Genomic DNA, 10,792 nt, shown 5'->3' with positions numbered 1-10,792 from the left:
GCGAACGTCTCGGTCAGGGCTCGGTGCGCTTCTCGGCCGCCGGCGGGTCGGCGGTGGGCTCGGAAACGGTGTTCACGCTGGTCCCGTCGGGGTCGGCCGGGTCGGCGGGGTCGTCCGCGCTCCCCGCGGCGGTCGCCGCGGTGCCGCGGTCGAGGTGCTCGCGCGGCTTCCCGCGCTGCACGACCAGGTAGGCCACCGCGCACAGGCCGACGACGACGGCGGTGAACACGTTCAGCCGTAGGCCGAGGAACTGCTCGGCGGTGTCGATGCGCAGCATCTCGATCCAGCCGCGGCCCAGGCAGTACAGCGCCACGTAGAGGGCGAAGGCGCGGCCGTGCGAGAGCTGGAACCGGCGGTCGGCCCAGACCACCACGGCGGCTGCGGCGAGGTTCCACAGCAGCTCGTAGAGGAAGGTCGGGTGGAAGGTGGCGAACTGCTCGAAGCCGGCCGGGCGGAACCGCGGCGCGATCTCCAGGCCCCACGGCAGGTCGGTGGGGCGGCCGAACAGCTCCTGGTTGAACCAGTTGCCCAGCCGGCCGACCGCCTGCGCCACGAGCAGCCCGGGGGCCAGGGCGTCGGCGAAGACCGGCAGCGGGATGCCGCGGCGCCGGCAGGCGATCCAGGCACCCACCCCGCCCAGGGCGATGGCGCCCCAGATGCCCAGGCCGCCCTCCCAGATGAACAGCGCGCGCACCGGGTCGCCGTTCTCGCCCCAGTACGGCTCGGGGGTGGTGATGACGTGGTAGACCCGGCCGCCGACGATGCCGAAGGGCACCGCCCAGACCGCGATGTCCAGCACGTCGCCGGGTGCCCCGCCCCGGGCGACGAACCGCTTCTCGGCGATCCAGGCGGCCAGCACGATGCCGGCGATGATGCACAGCGCGTAGGCCCGCAGCGGGAAGGGCCCGATGTGCCAGACCCCCTGCGCGGGGCTGGGGATCGCGGCGAGCAGGTCGGCGGTCACCGGCGCCGCACCCCGGCTGCCAGGTCCTCGGACAGCCGGCGCACGCCCTCGGCGCCGTGGCCGTCCAGCAGCTGGCGCACGTAGGCCGAGCCGACGATGACGCCGTCGGCGAAGGCGGCGACCTCGGCGGCCTGCGCGCCGTCGCTGACCCCCAGGCCCACGCAGACCGGGACGTCGGAGCCCACGCCGCGGGTGCGCTCGACGAGCACCTGCGCGGTGTCGCCGACGGTGGTGCGGGTGCCGGTCACACCCATCGTGGACGCGGCGTAGACGAAGCCGCGGCAGGCGCCGACGGTGGCCGCCAGCCGGGTGTCGGTGGAGGACGGCGCCACCAGGAAGACCCGGTCCAGCCCGGCGGCGTCGCTGGCCTGGATCCACTCCCCGGCCTCGTCGGGGATCAGGTCGGGGGTGATCGCCCCCGCTCCCCCGGCGGCGGCCAGGTCCGTGGCGAACCGCTCGACGCCGTAGCGCTCGATGGGGTTCCAGTAGCTCATCACCACCGGGACGGCGCCGGCCTGCGCCACCGCGGACACCGCGGCCAGCACGTCGGCCATCCCGGTGCCGGCGCGCACCGCGACGTCGACGGCCTCCTGGATGGTGGGGCCGTCCATGCCGGGGTCGGAGTACGGGACGCCGATCTCCACGACGTCCGCGCCGCCCTCGACGGCAGCGACCATGGCCTCGATCGAGGCGGGGACGTCGGGGTAGCCGACCGGCAGGTAGGCGATGAGCGCCGAGCGGCCCTCCGCGCGCGCTGCGCCGATGCGGTCCGCCAGGGCGCTCCCGGGGTGGCTGGGCGGGACGGTCACAGCGCGTCGCCGTCCTGCACGGTGGTGGCGTCGGCGTCGCCGAGCGGGGCGCCCGGGTCGCCGCCGCGGCCGGCCTCGACCGCCCGGTCGTCCTCGTCGGTCGGCGCGGTCTGCTCCCCCAGCGCGAACCAGGCGCTGGCGGTCTCCACGTCCTTGTCGCCGCGGCCGGAGAGGTTGACCAGCAGCAGGGCGTCGGGACCCAGCTCGCGGCCCAGCGTGACGGCGCCGGCCAGGGCGTGCGCGCTCTCGATGGCCGGGATGATGCCCTCGGTGCGACACAGCAGCGCGAAGGCCTCCATGGCCTGGCTGTCGGTCACCGGCCGGTACTCCGCCCGGCCGATGTCGTTGAGGTAGCTGTGCTCGGGGCCGACCCCGGGGTAGTCCAGGCCCGCGGAGATCGAGTGCGACTCCACGGTCTGGCCGTTGGCGTCCTGCAGCAGGTAGGACCGGGCGCCGTGCAGCACGCCGGGCTCGCCGCCGGTGATGGAGGAGGCGTGCCGGCCGGTCTCGACGCCGTCGCCGCCGGCCTCCAGGCCGACGAGCCGGACGCCCTCGTCGGGCACGAAGGCGGTGAAGATGCCGATGGCGTTGGAGCCGCCGCCCACGCAGGCCAGCACCGCGTCGGGCAGCCGGCCCTCGCGCTGCAGCACCTGGGCGCGCGCCTCGTCGCCGATGACCCGCTGGAAGTCCCGGACCATGGCCGGGAACGGGTGCGGCCCGGCGACGGTGCCGAAGACGTAGTTGGTGGTCTCCACGTTGGTCACCCAGTCGCGGAAGGCCTCGTTGATGGCGTCCTTGAGGGTGCGCGAGCCGGTGGTCACCGGGACCACCTCGGCGCCGAGCAGCCGCATCCGCGCCACGTTGAGGGCCTGCCGGCGGGTGTCCTCCTCGCCCATGTAGACCACGCACTCCAGGCCCAGCAGGGCCGCGGCGGTGGCGGTCGCGACGCCGTGCTGGCCGGCGCCGGTCTCGGCGATGACCCGCTTCTTCCCGATGCGCTGGGTCAGCAGCGCCTGGCCCAGCACATTGTTGATCTTGTGCGAGCCGGTGTGGTTGAGGTCCTCGCGCTTGAGCAGCACCCGGGCGCCGCCGCAGTGCTCGGCGAAGCGGGGCACCTCGGTGATCGGGGAGGGCCGGCCGGTGTAGTCACGGTGCAGCCGCTCGAACTCGGCGAGGAACACCGGGTCCACGCGCATGGCCTCGTAGGCCTCGGTCAGGTCGTCCAGCGCGGCGACGAGCGCCTCGGGGACGAAGCGGCCGCCGAACCGCCCGAAGTGGCCGGTCGCGTCCGGCCACTCCGGGCGCGGGCGCAGCAGGCTCGCGTCGGGCGGGGGCACGGGGGCGGTGGTGGTCACGCCCCCCAGTGTGGCGCGGCTGCGTCAGCGGGTGGCGCGGGGGGTGGCCGGGTGCGACCCCGCCGTGACCAGGTCGGCGACCGCCTGGCGGGCGTCCGGAGCGGTCACCAGGCCCTCGCCGACCAGCACCGCGTCGGCCCCGGCGCCGGCGTACTTGATCAGGTCGCGCGGGCCCCGCACGCCGGAGGCGGCCACCTTGACGACCTCGGTCGGCAGCCCGGGGGCGATCCGCTCGAACGTCTCGTGGTGCATCTCCAGGGTGGTCAGGTCGCGGGCGTTGACCCCGATCACCGACGCGCCGGCCTCCAGGGCGCGCGAGGCCTCGGCCTCGGTGTGCACCTCGACCAGGGCGGTCATGCCCAGGGACTCGATCCGCTCGCGCAGGCCGACCAGGGCGTTCTGCTCCAGCGCCCCGACGATGAGCAGCACGACGTCGGCGCCGATCGCCCGGGCCTCGTGCACCTGGTAGCTGGACACGACGAAGTCCTTGCACAGCACCGGGACGTCGACGGCGGCCCGGACGGCGGCCAGGTCGGCCTGGCTGCCGTGGAAGCGGCGGCGCTCGGTGAGCACGCTGATCACCCGGGCGCCGCCGGCGGCGTAGCGGGCGGCCAGGGAGGCGGGGTCGTCGATGGGGGCCAGCGCGCCCTTGGACGGGCTGGTGCGCTTGACCTCGGCGATGACGCCGACGCCGGGGGCGCGCAGCGCGGCCAGCGCGTCCAGCGCCGGGCGGGCGTCGCGGGCGGCGGCCTGCACCTCGGCCAGCGGGGTGACCGCCTGGCGGGCCGCGACGTCCTCGCGGACGCCGGCGACGATGTCCATCAGGACGTTCACGACCGGTGCTCCGGGTCGACGGCGAACTCGTTCATGGGGCTGCTCCCTCACCGGTCGGATCGGTGACGACACTCTAGAGACGTGGCGCGGGGACCATTCCGGAGGGTCACCGTTCCGGGTCGTCGTCGGTGGGGTCGGTGCCGCCGTCCAGGGCCTTCCACGCGGCCTGGTGCCGGTCCTCGGCGGTCTCGGGACGGCGCGGAGCCGTTCCGGTGGTGCGCGCGGCCGCCGGCCCCGTCTCCGCGCCGGTGCGCTGGTACCGCTGCCCGAGGCCCGGCCAGCGGCGCCCGCGCAGCACGACCAGCAGGCCGCCGAGCACCCCGACCACCCCGGCCAGCAGGGCGAGCACCGGCCAGCCCACCGACGGGTCGACGGCGACCTCCGCCCGGTCCAGACCGATCTGGCTGCCCAGGTCGGCGGGGTCGACGGCGACCGCGCCTGCCAGCGTGCGCACCGCCGCCGTCCCCAGGGCGAGCCCGGCGGCCACGACCAGCGCCCCGACCACGACCCGGCCCCAGCTGCGGACGGCGAACAGCGCCACGGCCGCGGCGAGCAGCAGCAGGCCCGCCGCGGGGACCAGCGGGGCGAGCGCGCTGCCGGTGAGCGCGGTGTCCACCGGCGGCAGGGGCGCCGGCCGGGTGACCGTGACCGCGGCCCAGGGCTGACCGCCCGCCGACAGCGCGAGACCGCCGGCCACGGCGCACAGCAGCACCGCGGTGGTCAGCTCCCGGCGGGGGTTCACAGCTCGCGCAGCCCCTCGGCGGTGGCGATCGCCGACAGCACGGCGCGGGCCTTGTGCCGGGTCTCGGCCTCCTCCGCGGCGGGGTCGCTGTCGGCCACCACCCCGGCGCCGGCCTGCACGTGCGCGGTGCCGGCGTGCAGCACCGCGGTGCGGATGGCGATGGCCATGTCCATGTCGCCGCTGGCGTCGACGTAGCCGACCGTGCCGGCGTAGAGCGCCCGCCGGGTGGGCTCCAGGGACTCGATGACCTCCATCGCCCGCGGCTTGGGCGCCCCGGACACGGTGCCGGCCGGGAAGGTCGCGTCGAACACGTCCAGGGCGTCGCGGCCGGCCGCCAGCCGGCCGGCGACGGTGGACACCAGGTGCATGACGTGGCTGTACCGCTCGACCCGCATGAAGTCGGCCACCTCGACGGTGCCCGGTTCGCAGACCCGGCCCAGGTCGTTGCGGGCCAGGTCGACCAGCATCACGTGCTCGGCGCGCTCCTTGGGGTCGGCGAGCAGCTCCTCGGTCAGCCGGGCGTCCTCCTCCGGGGTGCCGCCGCGGGGCCGGGTGCCGGCCGGCGGGTGCACCACCGCGGCGTCCCCGGTGACGGTGACCAGCGCCTCCGGGGAGGAGCCGACGACGTCGAAGGGCGACTCCCGGCCGGCGAAGCGCAGCAGGTACATGTACGGCGAGGGGTTGGACGCCCGCAGCACCCGGTAGAGGTCCAGCGCGTCGACGTCGGTGGGCCGGCTGAACCGCTGGGCGAGCACGGTCTGGAACACGTCGCCGGCGCGCACGTGCTCGCGCACGGCCTCCACGCCCGCCTCGTACTCACCCGGCGCCATGCTGCTGGTGACCCGGTCGTAGACGGTGGCGGGGTCGGCGGTGACCAGCGCGGCCACCCCGGGCGGGGCGGCCTGGGTCAGGTCGGTGGCCATCGCGTCCAGCCGGGCCACGGCGTCGTCGTAGGCCGCGCGGGTGCGGCTGAAGGCGTTGGCGATCAGCAGCACGGTGGCGTCGTGGTGGTCCAGCACCGCGAGGTCGGTGACCAGGCTCATCGCCAGCTCGGGCATGCCCAGGTCGTCGACGGCGGTGGACGGCAGCCGCTCCAGCCGCCGGACGACGTCGTACCCCAGGTAGCCGACCAGCCCGCCGGTCAGCGGTGGCAGCCCGTCCGCGCGCGGGGTGCGCAGCCGCCGGGCCAGGGTGCGGACGGCGGCCAGCGGGTCGTCGGGGAGGTCGTCGGTGAACCCGGGCAGGGTCTCCCCCAGCCACTGGGTGCGGCCGCCGGTCTCGGTGAGCACCCCGGCGCTGCGCACGCCGACGAAGCTGTAGCGCGACCACTGCTTGCCCTGCTCGGCGGACTCCAGCAGCACGGTGCCCGGCCGGTTGCCGGCCAGCTTGCGGTAGACCCCGACCGCGGTCTCGGAGTCGGCCAGCAGCCGCCGGGTGACCGGGACGACGGGGCCGTCGCCGAGCGCGTCGAAGGGGGTGGTCTCACCCAGCCGCACGGGACACCTCCAGCGGGCGGTGGAAGCAGGTGCGCTCCCCGGTGTGGCAGGCCGGCCCGGTCTGGTCGACCAGCAGCAGCAGCGCGTCGCCGTCGCAGTCCAGCCGGACCTCGCGCACGGCCTGCCGGTGACCGCTGGTGGCGCCCTTGACCCAGTACTCCCCGCGGCTGCGGGACCAGTAGGTGGCCTCGCCGGTGGTCAGCGTGCGGCGCAGCGCCTCGTCGTCCATCCAGGCAAGCATGAGCACCTCACCGGTGTCGTGCTGCTGGGCGACCGCGGCGACCAGGCCGTCGGGGGTGCGGCGGAGCAGGTCGGCGACCTCGGGGGCGGGGACGGGCACCGGTTCGGGGGCGGAGGACACGCCGTCAGTCTCCCAGCCGGGGCCGGGCGCGCCGCCGGGCCTCCGGTGGTGCACCCTCTGGCCGTGCTCAACCGGTGGACCGCCCGCCTCGCCGACCCGGCCCAGGAGGAGCGGTTCCTGGCCACCCAGCTGCCGGGCCTGCGCCGCGACGTCCTGCTGGTGTGCGTGCTCGTGCTGGTCTACAACGTCGTCTTCTTCGTGGTGAACCTGCTGCGGGGGCCGGCCTGGGGCTACGTCGGCCTCAGCGACCACGTGCTCGTCGGGTCGGCCGCCGTGGTCCTGGCGGTGCTGGTGCGGCGGACCCGCACCTACCGCACGACCGCCCGGGCCCTGGTGGGCGGCTTCGGCGTGTACGCGCTGGTGGCGCTCGCCCTGGGCGGGGACCGCACCCCCACCGGCTGGGTGCTGCTGAGCCTGCAGACCGCGGCCGTGCTGTGCCTGCACGCCCGGCTGCCGTTCCCGGTGACCGCCGCCCTGGTGCCGGCCTGGTCGGTGGCCAGCCTGCTCGCGGCGACCACGTCCGGGGTCGACGACCGGGACATGGCGACCGCGGTGGCCCTGGTCGCGTCGGTCGTCGCGGTGGGGCTCTCCGCCGCGCACCGGGTGGCCACCCAGGCCCGGCTGCTGTTCGCCCGCACCGAGGAGCTGGAGCGGATCTCGACCCAGGACCCGGTGACCGGTCTGCCCAACCGGCGCGCCTGGGAGGCGGCGCTGCACCGCGAGTGGGACCGGGCGGTGCGCACGGGCGGCCCGCTGGGCGTGGTGGTGGTCGACGTCGACCACTTCGGCCGGCTCAACGAGGGGTTCGGCCACCCGGGCGGTGACCGCGCGCTGGTGGAGGTGGCCGGGCTGCTGACCGCGGCGCTGCACCGCCCGGGCGACCTGGCGGCCCGGCTGGGCGGTGACGAGTTCGGCCTGCTGCTGCCCGGGGCCGACGAGGTGGGCACCGAGCAGCTGGCGGGCCGGCTGCTGGCCGCGGCGCGGGAGCTGCGCACCGGCGCCGCGCCGGGGGACCCGGTGTCGGCGCTGACCCTCAGCCTGGGCACCCACGCCACCCACCCGGTCGCCGGCGGCAGCGCCGCCGAGCTGGTGGCCGCCGCCGACACCGCCCTGTACCGGGCCAAGGGCGGCGGCCGCGACCAGGTGGTGGGCGCCCGGGAGGTCTAGAGGGCGGCGGCCACCGCCCGGCCGGCGACCCGGCCGGAGAAGAGGCAGCCGCCGAGGAAGGTGCCCTCCAGCGAGCGGTAGCCGTGCACCCCGCCGCCGCCGAACCCGGAGACCTCGCCGGCGGCGTAGAGCCCGCCGAACACCTCCCCGCCGGGCTGCAGCACCCGGCCGGACAGGTCGGTCTCCAGCCCGCCGAGGGTCTTGCGGGTGAGCAGGTTGAGCCGGACGGCGATGAGCGGCCCGTTCGCGGGGTCCAGCATCCGGTGCGGCGGCACCACCCGGATGAGCTTGTCGCCCAGGAAGCGCCGGGCCGCCCGGATGGCGGTGACCTGGCCGTCCTTGGAGAAGGCGTTGGCCATCTCGCGGTCGCGGGCGACGACCTCGGCCTCGACGACGGCCGGGTCCAGCCGCGGCTCCCCGCCGGTGATCCGGTTCATGCCCTCGACCAGCTCGGCGACGGTCGGGGCGGTCACGAAGTCCACGCCCTTGTCCAGGAACGCCTGCACGGGGGCGGCGGCACCGAGGCGCACCCGCGACAGCAGCAGCTTGAGGTCCTTGCCGGTCAGGTCCGGGTTCTGCTCGGAGCCCGAGAGGGTGAACTCCTTCTCGACGATCTTCTGGTCGAGCACGTACCAGGTGTGCTCGTACCCGGTGGTACCGATGTGCGCCAGCGTGCCGAGGGTGTCGAAGCCGGGGTAGAGCGGGACGGGCAGCCGCGTGCCGGTGGCGTCCAGCCAGAGGGAGCTGGGGCCGGGCAGGATCCGGATGCCGTGCCGGGCCCAGATCGGCGAGTGGTTCTCGATGCCCTCGGTGTAGTGCCACATCCGGTCGGGGTTGACCACGCTGGCGCCCGCGGCCTCGGCGGCCAGCAGCCCCGAGCCGTCGACGTGCGCGGGCACGCCGGACAGCAGCCGCCGCGGCACCGGGCCCAGGCGCGCCGGCCAGTTGCGGCGGACCAGCTCGTGGTTGGCGCCGATGCCGCCGGTGGTGAGGACGACGGCCTGGGCGGCGACCTCGAACTCCCCCGTCGCGGTGCGGGAGGTGGCCTGGCCGCGGGGGGCGTCGTCGGGCTCGAGCACCTCCCCGCGCACCCCGGTGACGGCACCGCCGCTGGTGACCAGGCCGGTGACCCGGTGCCGGAACCGGAACTCCACCAGCCCGCGGGCCGCGGCCTCGCGCACGCGGCGCTCGAACGGCGCCAGGACGCCGGGGCCGGTGCCCCAGACGATGTGGAAGCGGGGCACGGAGTTGCCGTGCCCGGTGGCGGTGTACCCGCCGCGCTCGGCCCAGCCGACGACCGGGAAGAACCGCACCCCCTGCTGGTGCAGCCAGGACCGCTTCTCCCCCGCGGCGAACTGCAGGTAGGCCTCGGCCCACTGCCGGGGCCAGTGGTCCTCGGGGCGGTCGAACCCGGCGGTGCCGAGCCAGTCCTGCCGGGCCAGCTCGAGGGAGTCCCGCACCCGGAGCCGCCGCTGCTCCGGGGAGTCGACCAGGAACAGCCCGCCGAAGCTCCAGAAGGCCTGCCCGCCCAGGTTCTGCTCCGGCTCGGCGTCCAGCAGCAGCACCCGCTTGCCCGCGTCGGTGAGCTCGGCGGTGGCGACGAGGCCGGCCAGGCCCGCCCCCACCACGACGACGTCGGCTGTGTCGGTGGTCACGGGTCGAGGTTAGCGAGCGGTCCACTCCCGGACGGCGCGCTGCGCGGCGAGCACCAGCCCGCCCAGCGGGCCCAGCGCCAGCAGCAGGGCCCACCAGGTGGCCGACCCCGCCCCCAGCGACCCGAAGAGCACGGCGACGGCCAGCAGCCCCAGCAACGGCACGACGCAGCCGGTGAGCAGCACCAGCCAGCCCCGCCCGCGCCCCAGCACGGTCAGCACCGCACCGGCCAGCGGCCACAGCGCGAGGGCGACCAGGACCGCGCCCAGCCAGCGCGGGACGGCGACCAGGTCGGCGTCGGGCACGACCAGCAGCCAGGTCAGGTAGAGCACCTCGGCGGCGACCAGCACCCCGAACACCGCGGCGCAGACCGCGGCGACCGGCCGCTCGGGGACCTGCGCCGCCCGGGCGGGGGTGGGCCGGGCCGCCCGGGGCGAGCGCCGCACGGGTGCCGGACGGGACTGCTTGGCCATGGCCCGACAGCGTAGGCCCGCATGATCCACATCGGAGCGGGGCAAGGGGGGCGCATGGCAGCCAAGGACATCGTGCACTTCGACATCGCGACCACGGCCGAGAAGAGCGCCGACTTCCGTCGGGTGCTCTGGACCGGTGAGCACACCCAGCTGGTGATCATGACGATCCCGCCGGGCGGGGAGATCGGCGAGGAGGTCCACGACGAGAACGACCAGATCCTCAGCTTCGTCAGCGGCGTCGGCAAAGCCGTCATCGAGGGCTCGACGAAGACGGTGAAGCCGGGCGAGATCGTCGTCGTCCCCGCCGGGACCAAGCACAACTTCGTCAACGACGGCCCGAACCCGTGGGTGCTCTACACCGTCTACGGCCCGGCCGACCACGCCGACGGCGCGGTGCACCACACCAAGGAGGAGGCCGACGAGCTGGAGGAGTCGGGCAAGGACGAGCCGCCGGCCTGATGCCGCGGGGCCGTCCGGGGGTCAGCCCCGGGCGGCCCGGTCGGCCTGCCGCGCGGCCACCCAGGCCCGCACCACCGGCAGCGAGCCCAGCAGCGCCGCGACCAGCGGGCCGGCCACCAGCACCACGACCGACCCCGGCTCGTCCGACGCCGCGCCCTGGGTCAGCGCCCACACCACGAGCACGAGGGTCAGCACCGAGCCGACCACCAGCACCCGCCAGGACCGGCCGGTGAGCAGCAGCACGATGCCGACCAGCACCGTCAGCGCCACCACGGCCGGCACCGCCCCGAACAGCAGGCCCTGCCCCACCCCCGACGCCGCGGCGAACACCCCGGCGATCAGCGAGAACACCGCCACCGGCAGCGCGCCGAGCAGCGCGCACACGGCGGCCACCCCGGCCGGGATCGGCGGGACCTTGCGGGCGGGGGGCGCGGTCATGCCGGGCACGGTAGTGGTGGTCGGCCGCCGTGGGGCCGGGC

Annotated in this window: 12 protein-coding genes; 2 read left to right on the top strand and 10 right to left on the bottom strand. The window is 76.0% G+C overall.

Annotated elements, in window-relative coordinates; translation table 11 throughout:
* Window positions 1–13: 13 nt before the first annotated feature.
* From lgt to hisI, 7 genes are all read right to left on the bottom strand, one after another.
* Window positions 14–964, bottom strand: a complete 951-nt coding sequence (gene lgt, locus BLT39_RS14345) for a prolipoprotein diacylglyceryl transferase (protein ID WP_091064436.1) — start codon at window positions 962–964, stop codon at window positions 14–16.
* Complete coding sequence (trpA, locus tag BLT39_RS14340; protein ID WP_091064433.1) at window positions 961–1,773, bottom strand: tryptophan synthase subunit alpha; 813 nt, start codon at window positions 1,771–1,773, stop codon at window positions 961–963. Before trpA ends, lgt begins: the two co-directional genes overlap by 4 nt.
* Window positions 1,770–3,128 (bottom strand): tryptophan synthase subunit beta, encoded by a 1,359-nt coding sequence (gene trpB / locus BLT39_RS14335; protein WP_242658412.1) that lies wholly within the window; start codon window positions 3,126–3,128, stop codon window positions 1,770–1,772. The genes trpA and trpB overlap by 4 nt, the downstream gene beginning before the upstream one ends.
* Window positions 3,129–3,152: 24 nt before the next feature.
* Window positions 3,153–3,962 carry an indole-3-glycerol phosphate synthase TrpC gene (gene trpC, locus BLT39_RS14330; RefSeq protein WP_207507973.1) on the bottom strand — a complete coding sequence of 270 codons (810 nt, stop codon included), beginning with the start codon at window positions 3,960–3,962 and terminating at the stop codon, window positions 3,153–3,155.
* 106 nt (window positions 3,963–4,068) lie between these two features.
* Entirely contained in the window at window positions 4,069–4,704 is a 636-nt protein-coding gene (locus tag BLT39_RS14325) for a Trp biosynthesis-associated membrane protein (RefSeq protein WP_091064429.1), read from the bottom strand.
* Window positions 4,701–6,200 (bottom strand): anthranilate synthase component I, encoded by a 1,500-nt coding sequence (locus tag BLT39_RS14320; protein WP_091064425.1) that lies wholly within the window; start codon window positions 6,198–6,200, stop codon window positions 4,701–4,703. The genes BLT39_RS14325 and BLT39_RS14320 overlap by 4 nt, the downstream gene beginning before the upstream one ends.
* Window positions 6,187–6,561 (bottom strand): phosphoribosyl-AMP cyclohydrolase, encoded by a 375-nt coding sequence (gene hisI / locus BLT39_RS14315; RefSeq protein WP_091064422.1) that lies wholly within the window; start codon window positions 6,559–6,561, stop codon window positions 6,187–6,189. Before hisI ends, BLT39_RS14320 begins: the two co-directional genes overlap by 14 nt.
* 63 nt (window positions 6,562–6,624) lie before the next feature.
* Here hisI and BLT39_RS14310 point away from each other — a divergent pair, with 63 nt between their 5' ends.
* Entirely contained in the window at window positions 6,625–7,728 is a 1,104-nt protein-coding gene (locus tag BLT39_RS14310) for a GGDEF domain-containing protein (RefSeq protein ID WP_091064419.1), read from the top strand.
* On the opposite strand, the gene BLT39_RS14305 is transcribed toward BLT39_RS14310, so the two are convergent.
* Together BLT39_RS14305 and BLT39_RS14300 are read right to left on the bottom strand one after the other, a co-directional pair.
* Entirely contained in the window at window positions 7,725–9,383 is a 1,659-nt protein-coding gene (locus BLT39_RS14305; protein ID WP_091064416.1) for an FAD-binding dehydrogenase, read from the bottom strand. The genes BLT39_RS14310 and BLT39_RS14305 overlap by 4 nt on opposite strands.
* Window positions 9,384–9,392: 9 nt before the next feature.
* Window positions 9,393–9,854 carry a hypothetical protein gene (locus tag BLT39_RS14300; protein ID WP_091064412.1) on the bottom strand — a complete coding sequence of 154 codons (462 nt, stop codon included), beginning with the start codon at window positions 9,852–9,854 and terminating at the stop codon, window positions 9,393–9,395.
* Window positions 9,855–9,908: 54 nt separating this feature from the next.
* Here BLT39_RS14300 and BLT39_RS14295 point away from each other — a divergent pair, with 54 nt between their 5' ends.
* Window positions 9,909–10,313, top strand: a complete 405-nt coding sequence (locus BLT39_RS14295; protein WP_207507971.1) for a cupin domain-containing protein — start codon at window positions 9,909–9,911, stop codon at window positions 10,311–10,313.
* Between the two features lie 21 nt (window positions 10,314–10,334).
* Here the strand turns inward: BLT39_RS14295 and BLT39_RS14290 are convergent, their stop codons facing one another.
* Window positions 10,335–10,751, bottom strand: a complete 417-nt coding sequence (locus BLT39_RS14290) for a hypothetical protein (RefSeq protein ID WP_131801494.1) — start codon at window positions 10,749–10,751, stop codon at window positions 10,335–10,337.
* Window positions 10,752–10,792: the final 41 nt, after the last annotated feature.

This window comes from Klenkia brasiliensis, assembly GCF_900100695.1.
GTDB lineage: Bacteria > Actinomycetota > Actinomycetes > Mycobacteriales > Geodermatophilaceae > Klenkia > Klenkia brasiliensis.
The sequence above is the reverse complement of the archived record's forward strand: the minus strand, read 5'-3'. Positions and strand labels throughout refer to the sequence as shown.

Coding starts and splice junctions, on each gene's coding strand:
- BLT39_RS14290 (WP_131801494.1), bottom strand. CDS start 10,751: ATGACCGCGCCCCCCGCCCGCAAGGTCCCGCCGATCCCGGCCGGGGTG.
- BLT39_RS14300 (WP_091064412.1), bottom strand. CDS start 9,854: ATGGCCAAGCAGTCCCGTCCGGCACCCGTGCGGCGCTCGCCCCGGGCG.
- BLT39_RS14295 (WP_207507971.1), top strand. CDS start 9,909: ATGGCAGCCAAGGACATCGTGCACTTCGACATCGCGACCACGGCCGAG.